The 25,673-nt window shown below is 75.5% G+C and carries 11 protein-coding genes; all 11 read left to right on the forward strand.

Features of this window, described 5'->3' with window-relative positions:
• Positions 1-173 precede the first annotated feature (173 nt).
• The 11 genes from ACH4D3_RS21940 to ACH4D3_RS21990 all read left to right on the forward strand — a co-directional run bounded on the left by ACH4D3_RS21940 (position 174) and on the right by ACH4D3_RS21990 (position 25,667).
• Entirely contained in the window at positions 174-434 is a 261-nt protein-coding gene (locus ACH4D3_RS21940) for an acyl carrier protein (protein WP_398324317.1), read from the forward strand.
• Positions 431-1,486, forward strand: coding sequence for a 3-oxoacyl-[acyl-carrier-protein] synthase III C-terminal domain-containing protein (locus ACH4D3_RS21945; RefSeq protein WP_398324319.1), 1,056 nt, complete (start codon positions 431-433; stop codon positions 1,484-1,486). The genes ACH4D3_RS21940 and ACH4D3_RS21945 overlap by 4 nt, the downstream gene beginning before the upstream one ends.
• Positions 1,483-3,381, forward strand: a complete 1,899-nt coding sequence (locus ACH4D3_RS21950) for an HAD-IIIC family phosphatase (protein WP_398324321.1) — start codon at positions 1,483-1,485, stop codon at positions 3,379-3,381. Before ACH4D3_RS21945 ends, ACH4D3_RS21950 begins: the two co-directional genes overlap by 4 nt.
• Positions 3,371-3,643: an acyl carrier protein gene (locus tag ACH4D3_RS21955; RefSeq protein WP_398324323.1), complete on the forward strand. Its 273-nt coding sequence runs from the start codon at positions 3,371-3,373 to the stop codon at positions 3,641-3,643. The genes ACH4D3_RS21950 and ACH4D3_RS21955 overlap by 11 nt, the downstream gene beginning before the upstream one ends.
• On the forward strand, positions 3,640-4,404 hold the full coding sequence (locus ACH4D3_RS21960) for a 2-oxo acid dehydrogenase subunit E2 (RefSeq protein ID WP_398324324.1): 765 nt from the start codon (positions 3,640-3,642) through the stop codon (positions 4,402-4,404). The genes ACH4D3_RS21955 and ACH4D3_RS21960 overlap by 4 nt, the downstream gene beginning before the upstream one ends.
• A complete protein-coding gene (locus ACH4D3_RS21965) occupies positions 4,401-5,726 on the forward strand; it encodes an FAD-dependent oxidoreductase (RefSeq protein WP_398324325.1) in 1,326 nt (441 codons plus the stop codon). The genes ACH4D3_RS21960 and ACH4D3_RS21965 overlap by 4 nt, the downstream gene beginning before the upstream one ends.
• Positions 5,719-11,940: an SDR family NAD(P)-dependent oxidoreductase gene (locus tag ACH4D3_RS21970; protein ID WP_398324327.1), complete on the forward strand. Its 6,222-nt coding sequence runs from the start codon at positions 5,719-5,721 to the stop codon at positions 11,938-11,940. The genes ACH4D3_RS21965 and ACH4D3_RS21970 overlap by 8 nt, the downstream gene beginning before the upstream one ends.
• A 90-nt stretch (positions 11,941-12,030) precedes the next feature.
• Positions 12,031-21,381: an SDR family NAD(P)-dependent oxidoreductase gene (locus ACH4D3_RS21975; protein WP_398324328.1), complete on the forward strand. Its 9,351-nt coding sequence runs from the start codon at positions 12,031-12,033 to the stop codon at positions 21,379-21,381.
• A gap of 34 nt (positions 21,382-21,415) precedes the next feature.
• Complete coding sequence (locus ACH4D3_RS21980) at positions 21,416-23,836, forward strand: beta-ketoacyl synthase N-terminal-like domain-containing protein (RefSeq protein ID WP_398324329.1); 2,421 nt, start codon at positions 21,416-21,418, stop codon at positions 23,834-23,836.
• The gene (locus tag ACH4D3_RS21985; protein WP_398324331.1) at positions 23,833-24,615 is read left to right on the forward strand and encodes a thioesterase II family protein; all 783 of its coding nucleotides are present in this window, start codon (positions 23,833-23,835) and stop codon (positions 24,613-24,615) included. Before ACH4D3_RS21980 ends, ACH4D3_RS21985 begins: the two co-directional genes overlap by 4 nt.
• A gap of 14 nt (positions 24,616-24,629) precedes the next feature.
• On the forward strand, positions 24,630-25,667 hold the full coding sequence (locus tag ACH4D3_RS21990; protein ID WP_398324333.1) for a ketoacyl-ACP synthase III family protein: 1,038 nt from the start codon (positions 24,630-24,632) through the stop codon (positions 25,665-25,667).
• Positions 25,668-25,673 lie beyond the last annotated feature (6 nt).

A 25,673-nucleotide genomic window follows, 5' to 3' on the forward strand; every position in this document is an offset into this window, starting at 1 on the left:
GGAGGCGCCCGGGCCGGGACAGAGGCCACAAGCCGGCTGTCCCGGCCCCTGGACCGTGTTCGGACCGCACTCGTCACCTCCCCGGCGCGCGCAGCTGCTCCGTGAGATGGCGTCCCGGCCCGGCCCGACCACGCCGAACGGACGAACCGCCGCCTGCGAAGGGGTAACCGACCATGGCACAACTCACCCTCCGGGAACTCGGCGAGATCATGCTCGAGTTCCAGGACCACGGGTCCCCGAGCGTCATCGACACCCGGGCCCTCGACGTCGTCTTCGAGGACCTGGAGTGCGACTCGTTGATGCTGCTCCAGACCACCGGCCGCATCCAGCGGGAGTACGGCGTGGAGCTGGACCGGGACCGGATCGCCGCCGCGGACACACCGCGCGCCCTGCTCCGGCTGGTCAACACCGCCCTCTCGGAGGTGGCGGCATGAGGCTCAGCGGATTCAGCGAGGTGCTCCCCGGCGAGCCGGTCACCAACCGTGACATGGCCGAGCGCTTCGGGCTGCACGAGAAGTGGCTGGACATGATGACGGGCAACCGCACCCGGTACTTCTGCCGGACGGACTCCCCGCCCTCGGTACCCAGGACCACCTCGGACCTCGCGGTGGCCGCGGCCACCGCCGCGCTCGCCGACGCCGGTGCCGACGTGGCGTCGCTCGACTTCCTCGTGCTGACCACGGCCTCCCCCGACCACCTGATGCCGGCCACCGTGAACCTGGTCGCCGACCGCATCGGCCTCAACGACGTACCCACCTTCCAGCTCATGTCGGGCTGTGCCGGTGCCCTCACCGGCCTCTACACCGCCCGTGCCCTGCTGGCCTCCGGGCTGCGCCGGGGACTGGTCATCGGCGCCGACACCTGTCTGAAGCTCTTCCCCTCCAGCGGCGAGATCGCCGGCATGTCACCGGCCGAGCTGATCAACTTCGCCCTGTTCGGGGACGGCGCCGGTGCGGTCGTCGTCGAGGCCGACCCGGACGGGCCGGGGCTGCTGGTGGAACACCTCTTCCTGCGCACCACCGGCATGGGCCGCTCCCCGGCGCAGATCGCGCGCTGGTTCGGCACCGAGGGCGCGCCGGTGACGGACGGCCCCGACGGACCGGTGCGCGAGCCGTGGGGCGAGGAGGACTACAAGGCCATCGAACACCACGTGCCGGAGCACGCCGAGACCATCTTCAAGGAGCTGACGGCCGAGACCGGCTGGCGGCTGGAGGACGTCGAGCACGTCCTGCTGCCCCAGCTCAACGGCGTGATGACCGACGGCATCCGCAAGCGTCTGGGCGTCCGCCCCGAACAGGCCGTCAACTGCGTCGCGGACACCGGAAACAACGGCAACGCCGTGCCCTTCGTCCAGCTCAGCCGGGCCATGGGGCGAATCCGCTCCGGCCTCGGCGTCGGCGGCCGGCTGCTGGTCGCGAACGTCGAGTCCTCCAAGTGGATCCTGTCCGGCCTGGCCCTGCGCCACCAGGACGGAGACCCGCGATGACCACGGCCCCCGCCCGGCCCGCCGCCACCGGCGACCTCACGGAGCTGCGTGCGCTCAAGCGCGCCGGGGAACTCGGCGACGCGGCCCACCGGGTGCGTGCGGTCCTCACCGCGCTCGCGGACCCCGTCGACCGGGAGGCGGCCGGCGCGTTGCTCGGCGCCCGGGCTGCACGCACCGCGCTCGCGGAGTCCGGCGCGTTCACCCCGGTCCCGCTGGCGCTGCTCGCCTCCTCCACCGCCGACCCGGTGCCGCCGCTGCTGACGGCCGCGCTGCTGGCCGAGGGCGTCCAGCCGGACACGGCGGCCACCGGATTCAACCAGTGGCGGGTCGAGATCCTGGCCGGCGCGCCAACGCTGAAGGACCACCGGCCCGCCGTCACCGCCTGCCTCCTCGACGACACCGCCGTCTTCGAGAAGGTCACCGACCCGCTGGACGCCGACGAGGTGGTGGCGCGCTGCGCCGCCTTCCCCGGGGAACTGGCGGCCTGGCTCGACGCGTACGAGCGTCATCTCGGCACCCTCGCGGTGCTGAACACCGTGCCGCTGAGCGCCGGGCGGCGCGACCGGTACCTGGACTACGCGACCCGTGCGCGGATCGAGGCGGCCTGGCAGCGGATGAACGCGGCCGTGCTCGACCTCGCCGAACGTCCGGGCACCGTCGTGCTGTCCGCCGACGCCGTCGCCGCCCGGGCCGAGACCGGCTGGGCGGCCACGGACCGCATGCGGCACATCGCCGCGCACGCCTACCGGCCGGAGTTCCTGGACGCCTACGCCCGCGAGGTCGCCCGGGTGGTGCTGGCCCGGCTGGGCCGCGCCGCCAAGTGCCTGGTCCTCGACCTGGACCACACCCTGTGGGGCGGGGTCGTCGGCGACGACGGTGTCGGCGCGCTGAAGATCGGCGGGGCCTTCCCCGGCTCGGCCCACAGCGAGTTGCAGCACCTGGCCAAGGACCTGTCCCGGCAGGGCGTCCTGCTCGCCGTGTGCTCCAAGAACGACGACGCGGTGGCCCGTGAGGCGGTCGACACGCACCCGGAGATGGTGCTGCGCACCGGGGACTTCGCCGCGTTCCGCGCCAACTGGGAGCCCAAGCCCGGCAATCTCGCGGACATCGCCGCCGAGCTGAACATCGGCACCGACGCGATGGTCTTCGTCGACGACAACCCGGCGGAGCGCGGGCTGATGGCCCGCCGGCGCCCGGAGGTGGCGGTCGTGGACCTGCCGGGCGATCCGGCGGGCTACGCCGCCGCGCTCGCCTCGTCGGGCCGGTTCAACCAGTTGCGGCTGACCGAGGAGGACCGGGGCCGGGGCGCGATGTACCGGGCCCGCGCCGAGCGGGAGCGGCTGCGCGAGAGCACCGGCGGCATCGAGGACTACCTGCGCGAGCTGGACACCGTCGTCACGGTGGAGGCCCACGGCCCGCTCAACGCCGCGCGCATCGCCCAGCTCTTCGGCAAGACCAACCAGTTCAACCTCACCGGCATCCGCTACGGCGCGGACGAGCTGGCCCGGGCGGTCGCCGACGGCTCGGCCGGCTGCTTCGGCGTCCGGGTCACCGACGCCTTCGGCGACAACGGCCTGGCCGCCGCGCTGACCCTGGTCCGCGAGCCGGACGGCACCTGGCTGATCGAGAACTTCGTCCTGTCCTGCCGGGTGTTCTCCCGCTCGGTCGAGGACGCGGTCGTCGGGCTCGTGCTGCGGGCCGCGCGCGAGGCGGGCGCCCCCGCCGTACGCGGACGCCACGTGCCGACGGCGAAGAACGCGCGGTTCGCGGACTTCTACCCCGCTCTCGGCTTCGCCGGTCGGGACGGCGACTTCCGGCACGACCTCACCCAACTCGCCGAGCTGCCCGCATGGGTGCGCATCGGCCCCGGCGAAGGGACCTTCCATGCCCCCTGAGGGAACAGCATCCGCCCTGGACTCGGCAATGCGGACGGCCGTCGAGACGATCGCCCGGCTGCTGGACGCCGACGAGGACCTCCTCGGCCCGGACACCCCGCTGTCCGCGATCGAGGGCTGGGACTCCGTCAACGCGCTGCGCGTCCTGGTCGCCCTGGAGCGCGAGGCCGGTGCCCCGCTGGACTACGAGCGGTTCGCCGCCGCACAGACCGCGGGGGACATCGGCGCGCTGGTGGCCGCCGCCGAGGGGCAGGCGCCATGAGTGCCTCGATGAGCACGGCCCCGCTGCCCGCGGCCCGGCGGGGGACGTACGTCTTCCTGGCGGACGCCCGGCGCACCGCGCACGTCTACCTGATGGCGGACGTGGACGCCACGGCGCTGCGGACCGCGCGCGCCGCGGCCGAGCGGCCCGCCTCCTACGTCAGCTACGTGGTGAAGGCCGCCGCCGACGTCCTGGACAAGTACCCGCAGGCCCGCGCGGTGTTCCGCGGCGGGCTCGCGCCGCGGCTCAGCGTGTCGCCGTCGGTGCACGCCAAGGTGCTGTTCGACAAGACCGTCGACGGTCAGCGCTGCGTGGTCTCCGGCACGGTCCCGGACGTCCAGGACAAGGACGTCCACGGCGTGCAGAGCACCATCGACGTCTACAAGAAGGCCCGGGTGGAGGACCCGGAGGGGCCGTTCGCGCGGGTGCGCCGGCTCCAGCGGCTGCCGCTGCCGGTGTTCCGGCTGCTGTACCGGGTCATGTCCCGCGACCCGGGGCGGCGGGCTCTGCTGCAGGGCACGTTCTCGGTCACCTCGATCGGCCACGAGCCGGTCGGGGCGATCCTGCCGCTGATCTCCGGGACGCTCGGGTTCGGTGTCGGCAACATCGCCGATGCCGCCACCGTACGCGCGGGCAGCGTGGTCGTCGCGCCCGTGCTGACCCTTTCGCTCGTCTTCGACCACCGCGTCATCGACGGCGCGATGGCCGCCGAAATCCTCGCCGGCGTGAAGAGCCGGCTGGAGAACTGGGAGCCGGCATGACCGATCACACCAACCCGTCCGGGGCCGGCCGTGCGCCGGCCGAGACCGACGTGCTCGTCATCGGGGGCGGCCCGGCCGGCTCCCTGCTCGCCACGCTGCTGGCCCGGCGCGGCATCCGTACCGTCCTGGTGGAGAAGCAGACCGACCTGGAGCGCAGCTTCCGCGGGGAGACCATCGCCGCGCCGTCGGTGACGTCGCTGAACCGGCTGGGCTTCGGCCCGGCCCTGCGCGCGCACGGCTTCCTGGAGACCACCTCGGTCACCACGGTCGCCGAGCAGCGTCCGGTCCTGCACGTCGACTACCGCCGCTTCAAGGACCAGCCGCTGCCCATCGACATTCCGCAGCCCGCCCTGATCCGCATCTTCAACCGGGCCGCCGAGGACCTCCAGGGCTACCACTACCTGAAGGGCTGGAGCTTCTCCTCGCTCATCGAGGAGGGCGGCGAGATACGCGGCGCGGTGCTGGGCCGGGGCCGCGAGGAGCGCGTGTCGGTGCGTGCCCGGATCGTCGTCGGCGCCGACGGGCGGTTCTCCAAGGTCCGCAAGGCCTCCGGGCTCCCCGCCGACATCCAGCCGATGGCCCGCGACTTCCTGTCGTTCAAGCTGCCCCGGCCGCCGGAGTGGGGCAGCGCCGCCCAGCTCGTCGTCGAGCGGGACAAGCACCTGGTGATCCTGCCGACGTTCCCCGACACGCTCCGCGTCGGCCACAACCTGCCCAAGCGGGGGCTGGGCGAGCTGCGCGCCGCGGGCTTCGACGCCTTCAAGCAGGGCATCATGCGGATCTCCCCGCAGCTCGCCCCGCTGGTCGACGAGCATCTGCGGTCCTGGAACGACACGGGTTTCCTGGAGATCTTCACCGCGGAGATGGAGCAGTGGGCGCGCGACGGCCTGCTGCTGATCGGGGACGCCTCGCACACGGCGACGCCGATCCTCGGCCAGGGCGTCAACCTCGCCATGCAGGACTCGATCACGCTGGTCCCGGTCCTGTCCGAGGCACTCGCCCGCGGCGGTCCCGAACGGGTCGTCACCCGGGCCGAGCTGGCCGGCTTCGTGGCCGCGCGGCGCGCGCACAAGACGCACGTCACCCGCTTCCAGCGGATGCAGGAGGCCGCGCTGGCGGTCGGCGACCCGCGCGGGGTACGGCTGCGCCGGCTGCGTTTCCGGCTGCTCAACTCCTTCCCCGGCAAGTACCGGATCTTCAACAAGGTCATCAACGCCCGGCACGCGATCGACGACGTCGACCTGGCCCTGGCCCGCACCGGCGGGCCGCGCGCGGCCGACGCCGCAGACCCGAGCACGTACGAGGTGAGCGCGCATGAGTGACGAGTCCCCGTCCACCGGGGAGCAGCGGGTGCCGATCGCGGTGATCGGCATGGCGGGCCGCTTCCCGGGAGCCCCGGACATCGACGCGTACTGGCGGTTGCTCACCGAGGGCTCGGAGGCGGTGCGTCCGGTGCCGCCGGAACGCTGGGACACCTCCGCGCAGCTCGACCCGGCCAAGAAGATCCCGTCGGTGGCGGCGCTCCTGGAGGACGTCGACCAGTTCGACCCGGGCTTCTTCGGCATCTCCCCCCGCGAGGCCGAGGACCTCGATCCGCAGCAGCGGCTGATGCTGGAGATCGGCTGGCTGACGCTGGAGCACGCCGGTGTCCCGGCCGCCGCCGTCCGCGGTACCCGCACCGGGGTGTACGTGGGCGCGCTGTGGCACGACTACCAGTCCACCCGCAAGGAGCGGGGGGTACCGACCACCCAGCACACCGCGGTCGGCAACGCCCTGGACATCATCGCGGCCCGCATCTCGTACTTCCTCGGGCTGCGCGGCCCCAGCATGGTGGTGGAGACGGGCTGTTCCTCCGGCCTGGTCGCACTGGACCTGGCCGCGGGCGGGCTGCGCTCCGGCGACCTCGACGGTGCCTTCGTCGGCGGCGTCAACCTGATCCTCGCGCCCGACAACTCCATCGGGCTGACCCACTTCGGCGGCCTGTCGCCGGACGGCCACTGCCGGGCGTTCTCCGCGCAGGCCAACGGGTTCGTGCGCGGCGAGGGCGCGGTCGGCGTCTGGCTGAAGCGGCTGGACCGGGCGATCGCCGACGGCGACCGCATCCACGGCGTCATCGTGGACAGCGCCGTCAACAACGACGGCGGCGGGCACAGTCTGGTCTCCCCCAACATCGAGGCGCAGGCCGAGCTGCTGCGCCAGGTGTACGCGCGGGCCGGCGTCCCCCTGGACCGGCTGGCCTACGTCGAGGCGCACGGCACCGGCACGCTGCGCGGCGACCCGATCGAGACGGAGGCGCTGGGCAGCGCCCTGGGCCGGACCCGCCCGGCCGGCTCCGGGCCGCTGCTCATCGGCTCCGCGAAGAGCAACATCGGTCACCTGGAGGCGGCGGCGGGACTGGCCGGGCTGGTCAAGACCGTGCTGGCGCTGCGTCACCGGCACGTCCCGCGCAGCCTGCACGCCGAGGACCCCAACCCGAAGATCCCGTTCACCGAGCACAATCTGAAGGTCGCCACCGAGCCGGTCGACCTGCCGGCCGACGGCACGCTGTACGCGGGCGTCAACTCCTTCGGCTGGGGCGGCACCAACGCCCATGTGGTGCTGCGGACCCCGCCCGTGCACGAGCCGCCCGCGGTCACCGCGTCCGGCGCCCTGCTGCTGCCGCTGTCCGCGCACAACGACGCCGCGCTGCGCCGCCGCGCCGAGGACGTGCTCGCCTCGCTGCCCGAGGACGCCGACGGTGTCGTACGCCTGGCCGGCTCGCTCGCCAACGAGCGCGACCACTTCCCGGCGCGCGCCGCCGTCGTCGCCGGTGACGCGGCTGAACTGCGGGACCGGCTGGGCCTGTTCGCCGCCGATCCCGGCGCGGAGATCCCGGGCGTGGTCGCGGGACGGGCCGGACAGCGCGGCCGGGTCGCCTTCGTGCTGCCCGGACAGGGCTCGCAGTGGGCCGGCATGGGCCGGCGGCTGTACGTCGAGTCGCCGCTGTTCGCGCAGGTGATCCGGCGCTGTGCGAAGGCGCTTGAGCCGCACTTCCCGTGGGACCTGGAGGGCATCGTCTCCGGGACGGAGGGCGAGGCGTGGCTGGAGCACGTCGAGATGCTGCAGCCCACCCTGTGGGCGATGTCCCTGGGCATCGCCGAGCTGTGGCGGGCCGCGGGCGTCGCACCGGACGTGGTGGTCGGCCACAGCCAGGGCGAGGTGACGGCGGCGACCATCGCCGGGCACCTGTCCTACGAGGACGGGGCGCGGATCATCGCGCTGCGCAGCCGACTCGCCAAGCGCACGGCCGGCCGCGGGCGCATGCTCGCCGTCGACCTCGGCGTCGCTCAGGCCGAGAAGGCGCTGGAGGGCTTCGAGGACAGCGTGTCCCTGGCCGTCAACAACGGCCCGTCGTCCTGCGTGCTGTCGGGCGACACGGACGCCGTGCTGATGCTGCGCGAGCTGCTGGAGGCGGACGGCACGTTCTGCCGGCTGGTCAACGTCGACTACGCCTCGCACTGCCACCACATGGACGAGCTGACCGACGAACTGGTCGAGGTGCTCGCGCCCATCACGCCGCGCGCCGGCGCCGTGCCGATGATGTCCACGGTGGTCGGCCGGGAGGTCGACGGCACGGAACTGGACGCCGCCTACTGGGCCGCGAACCTGCGCCGGCCGGTGATGTTCGCGGACGCCCTGTCCGCCCTGCTGGACGACGGGGTCACCCATGTCGTGGAGATCAGCCCGCACCCGGTGCTGACGCCCGCCGTGGAGCAACTGGCGGCCGGCCGCGAGACGCCGGTGGCGGTGCTGTCCAGCCTGCGCCGCGAGGAGGGCGCGCTCGTCGACTTCACCCGTGCGCTGGGCCGCGCCTACACGGCGGGCCTGGCCCCGTTCGGCACGCTGCCCGCCCGGCCGGGCGCGGCCGTGCCGCCCTACCCGTGGCAGCGGTCCCGCTTCTGGCTGCCCGAGGCGCCCCGGCGCACTGCCGGTCCGGGCGGTCTGACCTTCGCCTTCACCCCCGCGGCGACCGAGCAGGACGTGCACGAGGGCCGTACCGAACTGTCCCTGCACGACCTGCCCTGGCTGCGCGACCACCAGGTGTACGACGCCGTGGTGCTGCCCGGCGCGGCGATGCTGGCGCTGGCGGTGGCCGCCGCCCGCCTGCGCACCGGTGCGAACCCCGAGGCCCTGCACTCCGTGCGGTTCCGCAGCGATCTGACGCTCACCGACGAGCCGGTCCGCGTCGGTGCCGTGTGGCGCGAGGACGGCGCCGACTCGGCGGGCTTCACCCTCACCTCACTGCCCGAGGGCGCGGACTCCTGGACCCGGCACGCCACCGCACGGGTGGGCGCGGGCGGCCGGGAGCTGCCGGTCCCGGCCGAACTGCCCGAGGACGCCCGGGAAGTGGCGGCGGAGGCCTTCTACGCCGACTGCGCCGCCCGCGGGCTGAACTACGGCCCCGCCTTCCGCGGCGTGACCGGGCTGCGCGTGTCCGGCGACCGGGCCGCCGGAACGGTGCGGCTCCCCGACGCCTGCCTGGCCGGGGTACGCCCCGGCGAACTGCACCCCGCGCTGTGGGACGCCGTACTCCAGGTCACCCTCGCGCTGGTGCCGGGCGACACCACCGTCGTTCCCACGGCGGTGGCCCGCGTCGATTTCGCCGTCGGCCCGGACGCGACCGTGACCGCCGTGACGGCGCACGCCCGGCGCTGCGACGACGGCACCTTCGACCTGGTCTGCCACGACGACGCGGGCCGGCCCGTGCTGGGCATGACGGGCCTCGGGTTCCAGACCGTCGCGGCGGACGAGGAGCAGTCGGTGGACCCGGCGCGGCTGCACCGGCTGGAGTTCCGGCCCGCCGACGAGGCGCTCACCGCCACCCGCACCGGCCACTGGGTGCTGTACGACGGCGCGGGCACCGGCGAGGAACTGGCCGCCGCGCTCACCGCCGAAGGCGCGACCGCCACCGTGCTGCCGGCCGGGCCGGAGGCGGCGGACCGGCTGCGCGAGGGCGACGGCCCGGACGGGCTGGTCTTCCTCGCCCCCGGCGGGCGGCGCGGCCTCGAAGAGCAGCGGGCGGGCCTGCTGGACCTGGCCGAGGTGGTCCGGGCGGCCACCGCGCTGCCGGTGCCGCCGCGGACCGTGGTGGTGACCGAGGGCGCGCAGGGCGTGTCCGCCGACGAGTCGCCCGACCCGGGGGCGGCGCTGTACTGGGGCTTCGGCCGGGTACTGCGCCGCGAGCACCCCGAGCTGGCCGCGTCGCTGGTCGACGTGCGCACGGCGGCCGGCGACTGGACCGGGCCGCTGGCCGCGTTGCTGCTGTCCGCGGACGCCGAGGACCAGACCGTACTGCGCGGCGACCGGCGCCTGGTGGGCCGGCTGGTGCGTGGCGAGGAGGAGGACCCCGACACGGCACGGCTGCCGTGGGCGGGGGCGGCCCAGCCGTTCCGGCTGCGGCCGGACGCCTCGGGGCTGTGGGAGCGGCTGGAGTTCCGACCGCTGGCCCGCAGCGCGCCGGCCGCCGGCCGCGTCGAGGTGGCGGTCGAGGCTGCCGCGGTCAACTTCATCGACGTGATGAAGGCCATAGGCACCTATCCCGACGACTCGGCCGGTGCCGGGCTGCTGGGCGGAGAGTGCGCGGGCACGGTCACGGCGGTGGGCCCCGGGGTGACCGGGATCGCCGTCGGCGACCGGGTGGTGGCCTGCGGGTTCGGGGCGCTCGCCTCGCACCTGACGGCACGCGCCGAGCACGTCAGGCCGCTTCCCGAGGGGCTGACGCCCGCACAGGGCGCCGCCCTGCCGCTGGTCACCGCGACCGCCTGGCACGCCCTGGCGGACAAGGCGGCCCTGGAGTCCGGCGAGACCGTACTGATCCACTCCGCGGCCGGCGGACTGGGGCTCGCCGCGATCGGGGTGGCCCGCGCGCTGGGCGCCCACGTGGTCGCCACCGCCGGTACCGAGACCAAGCGCGCCGCGCTGCGGGAGATGGGCATCGAACACGTCCTGAACTCGCGGGACCTGTCCTGGGCCGACGAGGTGCGCCGGATCACCGACGGGCGGGGTGTGGACGTGGTCCTCAACTCCCTGGCGGGCGCGGCGATCGAGCGGGGCCTGGCGGTGCTGGCCGAGGACGGCCGGTTCGTCGAGGTCGGCAAGCGGGACATCTACGCCTCGCGCACCGTCAGCCTGCGCAGCTTCGCCAAGGGCACCAGCTTCGCGGCCGTCGACGTGGCCGGTCTGATCACCCGCCGCCCGGCACGCTTCGCGCGGATCCTGGACGAGGTGTGGCGGCGCGTGGCCGACGGCACCCTTGCGCCGCTGCCGGTCACCGAGCACCCGTTCGCCGACGCGGCCGAGGTGCTGCGCTCCATGGCCCGCGGGGAGCACACCGGCAAGCTCGTGCTCACCGGTCCCGAGCAGGTCGCCTCCGTCGCCCCGCAGGCCCTGCCGGGGGGCCGGCTGCGCCCCGACGCCACCTATCTGGTCACCGGCGGTCTGGGCGCGCTGGGGCTGTCCCTCACGGAGTTCCTCGCGGACCGCGGCGCCCGCTCCGTCGTCCTGCTGGGCCGCTCCCGGCCGGGCGAGGCCGCCGAACGCCGCGTCGAGGCGCTCCGGACCCGGGGCACCGAGGTCACCACCCTCTCCGTCGACGTGTGCGACCGGGCGGCGCTGGCCTCGGCCCTGGACGCGGTCCGTGCCCAGTTGCCGCCGCTGCGCGGGGTGTTCCACGCGGCGGGGGTCCTCGACGACGCGGTCATCGGGACCCTGACGGCCGGGCAACTGGCGAAGGTGCTGGGTCCCAAGGTCGACGGGGCACGCCACCTCGACGAGCTGACCGCCGACGATCCGCTCGACCTGTTCGTGCTGTTCTCCTCGGTGGCCGGACTGGTCGGCAACCCCGGCCAGGCCGGGTACGCGGCGGGCAACGTCTTCATGGACGCGCTGGCCGAGGCCAGGCGGCGGCGGGGGCGGCCCGCGCTCGCCGTCCAGTGGGGCCCGTTCGCCGACATCGGCCTCGCCGCCGACGAGGAGATCCGCGGGGCCCGGCTGGCCGACCACGGCATGTCCGGGTTCACCGCCGCCGAGGGCTGGCAGGCCCTCGCCCGGCTCCTGGGCGGGCCCGGCCGGGTGGTGTCCTACGTACCGCTGGACGCCCGGCACTGGTTCGACGCCTACCCGGAGACCGCGGCGCAGCCGAGCTGGACGGTCATGGCCGCGCTGGCCAGGGACGGCGGCGGGCCGGGCGGCGGCGAGGAGTTCCTGGGCCGGGTGCGCCGGGCGGACGAGGCCGAACGCCCCGGGCTGGTCGAGGGCAAGGTCCGGGAACTGGCCGGCCGGGTGCTGCGGCTCGAGGCTGCCTCCATCGACCGTGAAGCCCCCTTCAAGTCCCTTGGGCTTGACTCGCTGATGAGCCTGGAGCTGCGCAACCGACTGGAATCGGCGTTCGGCATGAAGCTGTCGCCCACGCTCCTGTGGACCTACGGGAGTACCGCGGCGCTCACCGGAATGCTCGCCGGGCGCCTGACGGAACCGGCCGAACCCGCGCAGAACTGATGCCGGCCGGGCGCCGCCGCACACCGGCGGCGCCCGGCCCCTCCTCCGCTCAGCCGCCCAGCAACGACTGCCGATCGCGAGGGACTTCTTGTGACCAGCACACCGACCCATGGGGCCCCGGCCGGCCGGCAGTCCGGCGCCGGACGCCCCACCGCCACCCCGCTCAGCCGGGCGATGGACACCATCAAGAAGCTGCGCGCGGAGCTGGAGGAGGCGAAGGCCCAGCCGGCCGACGACGCCGGCCCGCTGGCCGTGGTCGGCGCCGGGCTCCGGCTGCCCGGTGGCATCGCCGACCTCGACGGCTACTGGGACGCCCTCGCCCAGGGTCGTGACCTGGTCCGTCCGATGCCCGAGCAGCGCAAGGAGCCCTTCACCGACGCCTGGGACGGCCTGCCGCACCGCGGCGGTCACCTCGACGACGTGCTCGGCTTCGACGCCGCCTTCTTCGGCATCAGCCCGCGTGAGGCCCGCAGTCTCGACCCGCAGCACCGGCTGCTGCTCGAAGTGGCCTGGGAGGCGCTCGAGGACGCCGCGCTGCCGCCGCGCACCCTCGCCGAGGACGGCAGGCGCACCGGGCTGTACGTGGGCGTGACCGGCCAGGACTACCGCGACTGGCAGCCCGCGGGGCAGGAGGACGCCTACTGGCTGACCGGCAACGGACACTGCTTCGCGGCCGGGCGGATCGCCTACACCCTGGGTCTCATGGGACCGGCGGTCGCCGTGGACACCGCCTGCTCGTCCTCTTTGACCGCGGTCCATCTGGCCGGCCGGGCGCTGCGGCACGGCGAGTGCGACGTGGCCCTCGCGGGCGGCGTCAACCTGATCCTCTCGCCCCGCTCCACCCGGCTGATCCAGCAGACCAACTCCCTGGCCCCGGACGGTCTGTGCAAGACCTTCGACGCGCGGGCCAACGGCTTCACCCGTGGCGAGGGCTGCGGTGTCGTCGTCCTCAAGCGGCTCGCCGACGCCCGCCGCGACGGCGACCGGATCCACGCCGTGGTGCGGGGCAGCGCGGTCAACCAGGACGGCCGCTCCTCGGGCTTCACCGCGCCCAACGTGCGGGCGCAGATCGCCCTGATCCGGGCCGCCCTGGAGGATGCCGGGCTGGGGCCGGAGACGATCGGCGCCATCGAGGCGCACGGCACCGGCACCGCGCTCGGCGACCCGATCGAGGTCGAGGCGATCGTCGCCGCCCTCGACCGGTCGGCGAGCGGCGCCCCGCTGCGCATCGGCTCGGTCAAGACCGGCCTCGGCCACCTGGAGGCGGCCTCCGGCATCGCCGGGCTCATCCGCGGTGTGCTCTCCGTCAAGCGGCGCATGCTCCCGCCGGTCGTGCACCTGCGTACCCTCAACCCGCGCATCCGGCTGGACGGCACCGGCATCGAGATCCCCCGCGAGGTGGTGCCCTGGGAGACCGGCGACAGCGGTCCGGGGAGCTGCCTGGGCGTCAGCTCGTTCGGCATGAGCGGCACCAACGCCCACGTCGTGCTCGGGGCGCCGACGGAGGCGGAGCGGCCGGCCGCCGTGCCCGCCGCCGGTCCGGTGACCGGGTTCGAGCTCTCCGCCCGCACCGAGGACGCCCTGCGCGCCTGGGCGGGCCTGCTGGCCGGCCGGCTGGCGGAGCTGTCCGACGGGGAGTACGGCGCGTTCGCCTACACCGTGACCCACGGCAGGGCCCGGCACGGCATGCGCGCCCTGGTCACCGCCCAGGACGCGCGGGCGGCGCTCACGGCCCTGCGGGAACTCGCCGCGGGCGGCGCACCGGAGCGGGTACGCCTGTTCGAGACCACCCAGGATGCCCCGCCGGACCCGGCCGTCGCCGCGCTCCCCCGCGCGGTCGCCGACCTGCCGGCCTATCCGTGGGAGCGGGTGCGCTACGCCCCGGCGGTCACCGCGGGCTCGCCCCTCGGCGCCGGTCCCGGCACCGACGGCCGGGAACCGCCGTCCACCGCACCGGCCGCGACAGCGACACAGACAGCGACACCGGGACGGAACGCCGCGCCCACGGGCACGGGCCACGCCACCCCGGCCCCCGCGACCGCCGGGGAGGCCACCGACGGCGGGCAGGCGGTGCTTCCCGCCCTCCGCGTCGCCTGGGAACCCCACACCCCGCCCGCCCCGTCCCCGACGGCGGCCGACGACGCCACGCGCCGCCCGCTGCTCGTCGCCGGTGACGACACCGGCCTGGTGGCCCTGCTCGCGCGGGCCGCGCGGGACGCCGGTGGCCGGGCCGTGCAGGTGCTGGACACGCTGCCCGGTACCGACGCGGACTGGGCCGAGGTCCGGGCCGCGCACCCCGGTGACCTGCTCCTCGCGCTCGCCGCGGCTCCGCTGCCCGCCGCGCCCGACGAGCCCGCGCCGACCGGGCACGCGGCCGCTCTGGCCGCCGCCGCGACCGGTGCCGTACGCGCGGTGCCCGAGGGGCCCGGCCGCGTCCACCTCGTCACGGCGGGCGTGCGGCAGGTGACCGGGAACGACGCGATCGCGGACGGCGACCACGGAGTACTGCACGGACTGGCTCCCGTACTCGCCCTGGAGTACCCGCGCGCCTGGGGCGGCATCGTGGACCTGCCGGTCGGCGCGGGCCCCGAGGACGCGTCGGCCGCGCTGGCCGCGCTCGCGGCCGGGGACACCGAGGACCTGCTCGCGGTCCGCTCCGGCCGGGTCCACGCGGCCCGGCTGCGCGCGGTCGAGCAGGTGCCGGAGCCGCTGTCGGTGCGCTCCGACGGCACGTATCTGGTCAGCGGCGGCCTGGGCGCCATCGGCCGTGTGATCGCCCGCGACCTGGCCGCCCGCGGCGCCGGTCACCTGGTCCTGCTGGGCCGCCGCGCCGAGGAGGAGCTGCCCGCCGAGGCGGCGGACCTGCCGGCCTCGCTGGCCGCCGCCGGCACCCCGGTGACGTACCTGCGGGCCGACGTCGGCGACGGTCCGGCGCTGGCCGAAGCGCTGCGCGTGCTCGACGCGCTGCCGCCGCTGCGCGGGGTCGTGCACACCGCCGGGGTCATCGAGCGGCTGCCGCTCGCGGACGCCGGTCGGGAGGCGTTCGCGGCCGCGCTGCACGGCAAGTTCACCGGCGCGCACTGGCTGCGGCTGCTGACCGACGACCGGCCGCTGGACTTCTTCGTCCAGCTGTCCTCCGTCTCCGCCGTCTGGGGCACCAGCGGCTACGGCGCCTACGCGGCCGCCAACGGCGCCCTGGACTCGGTGGCGGAACGGGCCGCCGCGTCCGGCCGCCCGGCCCGCAGCATCGCCTTCGGCCCGTGGGACCTGGACGGCATGGCCGACTCCGACGCACGGGCCCAGCTCGCCCGGATGGGCGTGCGCCCGGTCTCCCCGGCCCTGGGCAGCGCCGCGCTCACCGTGGCCGGCCCGCACGGCGCCCATCTGGTCGCCTGCGACCTGGACACCGACCGCTTCACCGCCGTCATGAACGCCGTACGCCCGCGCGCCCTGTTCGACCCGCAGGCCCCGTCGCCCGCGCCGGCCGCCGCCGCCGAGCCGCGCGACGCGCTGCGTGCCGCTCCCGGACACCGGCGGCCCGCTCTGGTGGCCGGGCACGTCCGCGCGGTGCTGGCCGAGATCCTCGGCCACGACGACCCGGCCGCGCTGCCGGAGCGGACCGGGTTCCTCGACCTCGGCCTGGACTCGATCATGGCCGTCGACGCGGCGGCCCGGCTGACCGAGGTGCTCGGCCTGGACGTCGGCATCGGCGACGTCTTCGGCCACCCCTCGCTGGAGCGGCTGAGCGCCGAACTGACGGAACGTCTGTCGGCCACGCACACGGGCACGGACGCGAGCGCGGGCACCACGGACGCGAGCGCGGGCGCCACGCCCGCACCGCGCCGCGCCCCGGCCGTCCGCGTCGCGCGTGCCGCCACCACGGCGGCCACGACCGTCCCGGGCACCGGGACCGCCGCCACCCGGGGGACCGGCTCGGCCGCCCCCGCGCCGGAGCCCGTGGCCATCGTCGGCATGGCCGGCCGCTTCCCCGGCGCGGACTCCGTCGAGGAGTTCTGGTCGCTGCTGGCGGAGGGCCGCGACGGGGTCGGCCCGGTGCCCGCCGACCGCTGGGACGCCGAGGGACTCGGCACCCCGGCCCAGGGCGGGTTCCTCAGCGACATCCGCCGGTTCGACGCCGCGTTCTTCGACATCCCCGCCCGGGAGGCGCAGAGCCTCGACCCGCAGCAGCGGCTGCTGCTGGAAGCGTCCTGGCACGCCCTGGAGGACGCGGCCTGCGCCCCCACGGCGCTGGCCGGCAGCCGTACCGGCGTGTTCGTCGGGATCTCCAACTCGGACTACGCCCGGGTCATGGAGAGCGGTGGCGCCGACGCCCTGGACGCCTACTTCCCCACCGGTACGGCGCTGAACGCCGCGGCCGGACGCATCTCCTACTACCTCGGTCTGCACGGCCCGGCGCTGGCCGTGGACACCGCCTGCTCGTCCTCGCTGGTGGCCCTGCACCTGGCCGTGCGCTCGCTGCGCTCCGGGGAGAGCGACCGGGCCCTGGCCGGCGGCGTGAACGTGATCACGGCGCCCACCTGCTCGGTGGCCGTCTCCCGGGCCCACATGCTCTCGCCGCAGGGCCGCTGCCGGACCTTCGACGCCGCCGCGGACGGCTTCGTGCGCGCCGAGGGCGTGGGGGTGCTGGTGCTGCGCCGCCTCAGCGACGCGCTGCGGGACGGGGACCGGGTGCTGGCGGTCGTGCACGGCAGTGCCGTCAACCAGGACGGCGCCTCGTCCGGGTTCACCGCACCCAACGGCACCGCCCAGCGCCGGGTGATCCGCGAGGCGCTCGCCGACGCGGGCGTCGAGGGAGCCGACATCGGCTACCTGGAGGCGCACGGCACCGGCACCTCGCTGGGCGACCCGATCGAGGTGGAGGCCGCCTGGGACGTGCTGGGTCCGGGGCGCCGGGCGGGCGAACCGCTGCTGATCGGCTCGGTCAAGAGCAACATCGGCCACTGCGAGTCGGCCTCCGGCATGGCATCCCTGGTCAAGACGGTGCTCGCGCTGCGGCACGGGCGGGTCCCGGGCGGGCTGCACTTCACCACGCCGAACCCGCACGTGCCGTGGCGCGACATGAACGTCCGGGTCGTCGACGGCCGGGTCTCCTGGGCGCCCGGCGACCGCCCCCGCCTGGCCGGCGTCTCCGGCTTCGGGTTCTCCGGCACCAACGCGCACGTCGTCCTCGGCGAGGCGCCCGCCGACCGGCCCACCCCGCCCGCCGACCCGGAACCGGCGCCGCTGCTGCTGCCGTTGTCCGCACCGGACGCGGCCGGCCTGGAGCGGGTGACGGCGGCCTGGGAATCGGCACTGGAGCACACGGACGAGGAGTTGCTGCCCGACCTCGTCTCCGTCGCCGCGGCCGGCCGGGCCCACCTGCCCGTGCGCCGGGCGGTGCTGGGCACCGGACGCGAGAAGCTGCTGACGGCGCTGCGCTCGGCCGGCGCGGGCGACGCGTCGCCCGCCCGTACGCCCAAGGTGGCCTTCCTGTTCTCCGGACAGGGTGCCCAGTACTTCGGGATGGGCCGCGAACTCTACGAGAGCGAGCCGGTGTTCGCGTCGGTCATCGACGACTGCGACCGCGTCCTCACCCCGCACCTGGGCGACTCCCTGCTCAACCTGGTCTTCTACGGCGACGACCCGCAGGCCGTGAACCAGACCCGGATCACCCAGCCCGCCCTGGTGGCGCTGGAGCTGGCGCTCGCCGCGTTGTGGGAGTCGTGGGGCGTGCGGGCCACCGCCGTGATGGGGCACAGCGTCGGCGAGGTCGCCGCCGCCGTGCACGCCGGGGTGCTCGGCCGCGAGGACGGCCTGACCCTGATCGCGCACCGCGCCCGGCTGATGCAGTCGACCGAGCCCGGCGGCATGCTGTCCGTCCCCGGCGCCCCGGCCACCGTCGCCACCTGGGCCGAGGAGGCCGGGGTGGACGTGGCCGCCGTCAACGGGCCGGAGTCGGTCGTGGTGGCCGGTCCCAGGGACCGGCTGGACGCGCTCGCCGCGCGGCTGACGGACCAGGGGGTGCGCACCAGGGCGCTGACCGTCTCGCACGCCTTCCACTCCCGGCTGATGGACCCGGTGCTCGCCGAGTTCGAGGCCGCCGTCGCCCCGCTCGCCTTCGGGCCGCCGCGCATCCCGGTGATCGCCAACGTCACGGGCGCCGAGGCCGCCGACGACACCTACGACGCGGGCTACTTCGTACGGCACATCCGGCAGCCGGTGCGTTTCCACGAGGGGGCCCGCGCCCTCACGGAGCTGGGTGTCGACGTCCTGCTGGAGGTCGGCCCCGACCGCACCCTGGTCAACCTGGTACGGGCCGCCGGGCTCACCCCGGCCGGCGGGGGCGTGCCATCGCTGCGCCGCGGCGGCGTGGACCGCACCCAGTTGCTCGGTGCCGCCCGCCACCTCTACGAGCGCGGCCAGGACCTGGACTTCGCCCGGATCACCGGCCGCCCGGCGGGCCGGGCCGCCGCACCGCGCTACCCCTTCGCGGACACCTCGTACTGGACCTCCGCCGCCTCCACCACCTCCACCACCTCCCCCGCCTCCGTCACGACCGCGACGACCGGCGGCGCCCCGCGCCCCGGCCACGGGCGGCACTGGGGCGCCGAGCTGAAGTCGCCCGCGCTGTCCGGACGCGCCTTCTCCTTCGCCCGCAGCGCCGAGTTCCCGGCCTACCTCACCGACCACCGGCTCTACGGCACCGTCGTCACCCCCGCCGCGTCCCACCTGGGCACCGTCCTGTCGGCCCTCGGCGGCGACGGCTCGCCGGTCCTCGTCCGGGACCTGATCTGCCCGCGGGCGCTCGTCATCAAGGACGGCGAGGAGTACGAGGTGCAGATCACCGTCGACCGTGCGGGCTCCGACGGCACGGCGGAACTGTCCGTGCAGAGCCTCGTCGACCCCGAACGCGGCATCTGGCAGCGGCACATCGGCGGACGCTGCGCCACACCGCCCGCCGAGCGGACGCACCGGCCCCGGCCGGACGACCGGGCCGCCTTCACGGCCGCCGCCGACCGGCACCTGACCCGGGACGACTTCTACGCCTACTTCCGCGCCCTCGGCTACACCCTGGGCCCGTCCTTCCGCTGGATCGACGAGGTGTGGATCCAGGGCGACCGGGCGCTGGTCCGCTACCGGATGCCGGAACTGCCCGACGACCCGGCCGACTACGAGCTGTACCCCGGCCTGATCGACTCCTGCTTCCAGAGCATCGCGGTGTTCCTGGTCGACGAGAACCCGGCGGAGGCGGCGTCCCTGGCCATCCCGTTCGCCGCGCGGGAGCTGTCCTTCCACGGCCGGCCGGCCGAGGACGGCGAACTGTGGGGCGAGGTGCGGGTGCTGCGCGCCGAGCCGCTGGCCAACGACCGGCTGCGGGTGGAGACCGCGGACCTGCACCTGTACGCGGTCGACCCGGCCACCGGCGCGGAGCACAGCGTGTTCCGGGCCGACGAGTTCCGGATCCGGCACGCCTCGCGCGCCGTCCTGGAGGCCGGTCTGCGGGGCGACGGCCTGGTCCGCGCCCTGGACTGGGTGCCGCTGCCGCAGGACGCGGCCGCGTCGCTCACCGCCCCGGTCCCGGTCACCCTGCTGGGCGACGCGACCGGCGCGGACTCCAACGCCGCCGCCCTGGTCGCCGCCCTGGAGGCGGCGGGCCACCAGGTCTCGGTGCACGAGGGCCTCCCGGGCCGAGCGGACCTGGGCGACGTGGGTAACCTGGGGGACGCCGGGCTCGTGGTCGATGCCCGCTGGCTGGCGCCACGCGGCTTCGCGGACCGGGCGGACGGTGCGGTCGGCGGGGCCGGCGCCGCTGCCGCCCCCGACGCCCGGGACGCGCTCGACGCGGTCCGCCGTCTGGCGGCCACCCTGCGCGCGCTGCCCCCGGAGCTGCCCTACGTACTGCTCGCCGACGGCGACGCGGTGCGGGCACCCCTGCGGGAGTCCCTGTTCGGGCTGTTGAGTTCCTTGGAGGCGGAACAGACCGAGCGGCGTCTGACCCGGCTGCGGCTGGACGCGGGCTGGCGGGCCGAGGGGGTCGCCGCGCTGCTGGGCGCCCTGCCGGAGGAGACCAGGCTCGCCTACACGGACTCCGGTGTCCGGGTGGCCCGGCTGGTCGACGTCGCCGACCGGCCGGCCGGGCCCGAGCGGGCCGGGGGCGCGCTGATCACCGGCGGCCTCGGCGCGCTGGGCCTGGCCGTGGCGGGCGCGCACGCCGCTCGCGGCGGGGACCGCGTGACGCTGATGGCCCGTTCGGCGCCCGGGGCCGTCGAGCAGGGGGCGATCGACTCGCTCACCGCGGCCGGGGTCCGCGTGTCCCTGGTCCGGGGCGACGTCACCGACCCCGCCGACGTGGCGCGGGCGGTGGCCGCCGCCACCGCGGACGGTCCGCTGGGCACGGTGTACCACCTGGCCGGCGTCAACGCGGACGGCGCCTTCCCCTCCCTGACGGACGCCTCCTACGAGAAGGTCTTCCACGCCAAGGCGCTGGGTGCCGACGTCCTCGCCGACGCGGTCGCGGGCCACCATCCGCGCGCGGTCGTGCTGTTCTCCTCCGTCTCCTCGGTGCTGGGCTCCGCGGGCCAGGCCAACTACGCGGCGGCCAACGGCTATCTGGACGGCCTGTCCGAGGCGCTGCGCGAGCGGGGTCTGACCGCGGTCACCGTCAACTGGGGCCCGTGGGTGCCGGAGGCCAAGGGCGGGATGGCGGCCGCGGCGGCCGTCGAACGGGCGGCGCAGCGGGTGGGCATCCGGCCGCTGAGCGACGCCGACGCGGCGCTGCCGCTGGCGCTGGCCGCCGAGGGCGCCCAGGACCGGCTGGTCGTGGCCGCCCTGGACCCGGCCCGCTACGCCGAGCAGGCGGCCGGGCATCCGCGGGCCGCGCTGGTCGCCGCGCTGACCGGTCCGGTGACCGCGCCCCGCAGCGCGCGCGACGAGGCCGAGCCCGCGGGCTGGCTGCGCGACCGGCTGGCGGCGTGCGGGGCCGGTGCCGACGCCGACGCCGAGCACGTGCTGAGGGGCGCCGTGCGCGCCCTGGTCGCGCGGATGCTCGGCTCCGACGACGGTCTGCCCGAGGACGGCTCCGCCGACGCGGAGGGCTTCTCGCACCTGGGCCTCGACTCCATCATGGCGATCGATCTGCGGGCCGCGCTGGCCCACGCCATGGGCCGGGACCTGCCCGCCACCATCGCCATCGACCATCCGAGCGTGCTCGCGATGAGCGGCTTCCTCGCCGCGGACACCGCCCGCACCGGACCCGGCACCCCGGCGTCCGCGTCCGGCCCGCTCCCGGCACTGGCTCCCGCGGCGGCCGCGGTCGCCCCGGACCACTCCGTTCCCTCCCTCCCCTCCCCCGACTCCCTTCCCGCCGCCGGCTCCCTCGAGGACCTCTCCCTCGACGAGCTGCTCCGGGCCGTCACCGACGACCTCGCCCAGGAGCAGTGAGCGGGCGATGACCACCGAGCGCAGGAGCAGTGAGATGTCCGAAGCACCAGTGAACCCCGAAGAACTGCGGCGGGTGATAGAAGACCAGCTCCGGCTGTCCCGCCGGCTCAAGGAGCGGCTGGCGGCGGCCGAGGCCCGCGCCCACGCTCCCGTCGCCGTGGTCGGCACGGCGATGCGGCTGCCCGGCGGCGTCGACACCCCGCGCGCCTACCGCGACTTCCTGTACGCCGACGACCCGGACCTGCGGGCGCTCGGCCCGATACCGGAGGACCGCCCCTCGCTGCGGGCGGTCCACCACCCCGAGCGCGGCACCGCCGGCCGGTCCTACGTCGACCGGGCCGGGTTCCTCGACGACATCGCCTCCTTCGACGCCGCGTTCTTCGGCATCTCGCAGCGGGAGGCCGAGACGATGGACCCCCAGCAGCGGCTGCTGCTGGAGGTGTCGTGGGAGGCGCTGGAGCGGGCCGGTGTCGCGGCGCGCCGCCAGGACCGGCTGCCGGTCGGCGTGTTCGTCGGCGTGATGGCCTCCGAGTACGGCCGGCGTTTCGCCGGCGACGGAGACTACAGCCGTATCGACCCCTACCACAGCACCGGCAGCGGGCACTGCTTCCTGGCCGGCCGGATCTCCTACGCGCTGGGCCTGTCGGGTCCCGCGCTCAGCATCGACACGGCCTGCTCCTCCTCCCTGGCGGCGGTGCACCAGGCGGTGCGGGCGCTGCGTGCCGACGACTGCCGCTATGCGCTGGCCGGCGGCGCCAACCTGATCCTGGGCGCGGACCTGATGGTGGCCCTGTGCCAGGGGGAGGCCCTCTCGGCGGGCGGACGCTCGCGGACCTTCCTGGCGGACGCCGACGGCTACGGCCGCGGTGAGGGCGTCGGCATGGTGGCGCTGATGCGGCTGGACGACGCCGTCGCGGAGGGCCGCGAGGTGCACGCGGTGATCCGCGGCACCGCCGTCAACCACGACGGCGCGTCCTCCGGGTTCACCGTGCCCAGCGGCCCCGCGCAGCAGGAGGTGGTCCGCGCGGCCCTCGCCGACGCCCGCACCGAGCCGTCGGGCGTCGGTTACGTCGAGGCGCACGGCACCGGCACCGCGCTCGGCGACCCGATCGAGGTCGGCGCCCTGGACGCGGTGCTCGGCACCGGGTGCGGCACGGGTGCCGAGCCGGTCGTCCTCGGCAGTGTGAAGTCCCGCATCGGGCACCTGGAGGCCGCGGCCGGCATCGCCGGGCTGCTGAAGCTGGTGGCGCTGCTGGGCGAGGAGTCCCTCCCGGCGGGTGTGCAGCAGGGCGACGGCAGGCTGAACTCGCTGATCCCGTGGGACCAGATCGCCGTGCGGGTGCCCCGCACCACCGTGCCGTGGCCCGCGCGGCCGGGCGGACGGGTGGCCGGTATCAGCGCCTTCGGCCTGTCCGGCACGAACGCCCACGCGGTGCTCGCCGCCCCGGCCCCGAGGGCGGCGGGCGGTCCCGAGCCCGAGCCCGGCCATGCCGAACTGCTGACGCTGTCCGCCAAGGATCCGGCGGCGCTCGCCGAGCTGACGGACCGGGTGCGCACCGCGCTCGCCGGGCGGGACGCGGCCGGTGTGGCCGCACTGTGCCACACCCTGCGCGCCGGGCGGGTGCACTTCGGGCACCGGCTCGCCGTCGTGGGGGCAGGATCCCAGGACCTGATCGCGGCCCTCGGCACCGTACGGCGCGGCGTCACCGCGCCGACCGTCGACCGGGTGACGTTCAGCTCCCTCCCCGACTCCGACGCGGTGCTGGAGCGGGCGCTGGCCGCGCTGGCCCGGGCCCATCCCCGGCTGGCCGCCGCGGCCACCGGGTCCGCCGCTCCCGCGGCCCGGCTGGGCGGGGTACTGGCCGCGCTGGGGGTACGGACGTCCGCGGCACCGGCCCGCGAGACCGCGCACGGACCGGTGGCCTACCTGACGGCGGCCGGAGAGACGCTGCCGCTGGTCGCCGACGATCCCGGGGCGGCCCCGCGGCTGCTGGCCAACGCCCTGGTCGCGCTCTTCCACGGAGGTGCCGACCTGCGGCTGGAGCTGCTGGCCGCGCCCGGCGCCGGGTTCACCGACGCGCCCACCTACCCGTTCCAGCGCAAGCGGTTCTGGGTGGCGGAGAGCGAGCCGGCCCGGTCGGACGAGACCGCCGCCGCCGTGGCCCCGGCCGCCTCGTCCGGTCCCCGGCCGGTGCCGCGCGATCCGGCGGAGATCAGCGCCTACCTCGCCACCGAACTGGCGTCCGTCCTGAAGGCGGACGGTCTGCTGCCGGCCGGGACGCCGTTCTGTGAGGTCGGCGGCGACTCCTTCACCGCGATGCTGCTCACCAAGAGCGTCGAGCAGCGCTACGGGGTGGAACTGCCCACGCTCGACTGCCCGGTGGAGATGCCGGTCGGCGACCTGCTGGCGTACCTGGGCGACCAGGTGAGCGCCGCCACCGGAGGAGACCGATGAACAGCCGTACCCGACCCTTCCACCGTCCGCGTCCGGTCGACGCGCCCGCCGTGCGGCTGGTCGGCTTCCACCACGCCGGAGGCTCGGCGGCCGTCTACCGGCCCCTGGTCCAGCAACTGCCCGACGACTGGGACCTGCTCCTGCTCGACCTGCCCGGCCGGGGCCGGCGGGCCGGCGAGCAGGCCCTGGACGACATGACGGAAGTGGTCGCCACCGCCGTCGCGGACGTCCTGCCCTGGGTCGACGACACGCCGCTCGCCCTGTTCGGGCACAGCATGGGCGCCGTGGTGGCCCTGGAGACGGCCCGGTCGCTGGAGGGACTGGGCCGGGCCCCGATGTGGACCGGGGTGTCGGGGCGGGTCGCCCCGCACTTCGCACGCCCCGCCGATACGCCGCTCAGCACCCTCGACGACGACGCCCTGCTGCGGGTCCTGCTCGACCTCGGCGGAATGCCGGAACGGGTCACCGAGTCCACCGACTTCCTCGACCGGTTCCTGCGCACCGTGCGCGCCGATCTGACAGCGGTCGACAACTACCGGCCGGCGCCCGACCGTTCACCGATGAGTTCGCCGCTGAGCGTCTTCGGCGGCACCCAGGACGCCTGGGCTCCCCCGGCGGCCATGCACCTGTGGCGGCGGGAGACCTCCGCCCGCTTCCACCAGAGGTTCTTCCCCGGCGGCCACTTCTACTTCCTGAACGACCGCTTCCCCGCCCTCACCGGCCAGCTGGTCCGGCACATCGAATCCTGCCGTCACGAATCCGCGCCCCAGGTGGCGTAACAGAGGAGATAACCATGCGTTGGGACAACGTGTACGTCGCCGGACTCGGCGCGTATCTGCCGAAGCAGGTGCAGACCGCCGAGGAGGCGGTCGCCGCGGGCCGCTACGACGCCGAGGAGGCCCAGGCCAACGGCATCCGCGCGGTGCGCGTGGCCGGACCCGACGAGCCGGGCCCGGTGATGGCCGCGGCCGCCGGCCGGCAGGCGGTGGACCGGGCCGGGCTCCCGGCCGACCGGTACGGCATGGTGCTGCACGCCTGCGTCGGCCATCAGGGCCAGGACTTCTGGACCCCGGTGAACTACGTGCAGAACGAGGCGGTCGGCGGCACCGGCCTGACCCTGGAGGTCCGGCAGGGCTCCAACGGAGGCCTGGCCGCCGTGGAACTCGCCGCCTCCCACCTCGCCGCCCGAAGCACCCCGCAGGCCGCCCTGGTGACCACCGGCGACGCCTTCCGCATGCCGTACTTCGACCGCTGGGGCACCGACAGCCAGCAGGTGTACGGCGACGGGGCCGGGGCCGTGGTCCTGTCCAACCGGGGCGGGTTCGCCCGGCTGCGCTCCACCGCCAGCTACTCCGACTCCTCGCTGGAGCCCATCTACCGCGGCACGACCGGCTGGACCGACGGTCCCTTCCACGACGGCAAGCCGGTCGACCTGCGCAGCCGCAAGAGCGACTACCTCCTCCAGGAGGAGGGCGCCTACGACCGGGTCATCCAGCAGATGACGAAGAACGCGTCCCAGGTGCTGGACGAGGCGCTCGCCGACGCCGACATGAAGCTGGCGGACGCCCGGTTCTTCGTGCACGCGAACATCGCCGAGACCATCGCGCAGTTCTCGTTCTACTCGCTGCTCGGCGTCGACCCGGAGACGACCGTCTACGACTGGGGCCGCAACTTCGGGCACATGGGCGCCGGCGACCAGCTGATCGGCATCAACCACGTCGCCGAGGCCCGAGACCCCCGCCCCGGCGACCTGCTGGTCACCATGGGGGTCGGGGTGGGCTTCATGTGGACGGTCGCCGTTCTGGAGTTCTGCGAGACACCCGCGTGGTGAACGGGC

The organism is Streptomyces sp. NPDC018026, assembly GCF_044327745.1.
Lineage (GTDB): Bacteria > Actinomycetota > Actinomycetes > Streptomycetales > Streptomycetaceae > Streptomyces > Streptomyces rubrogriseus.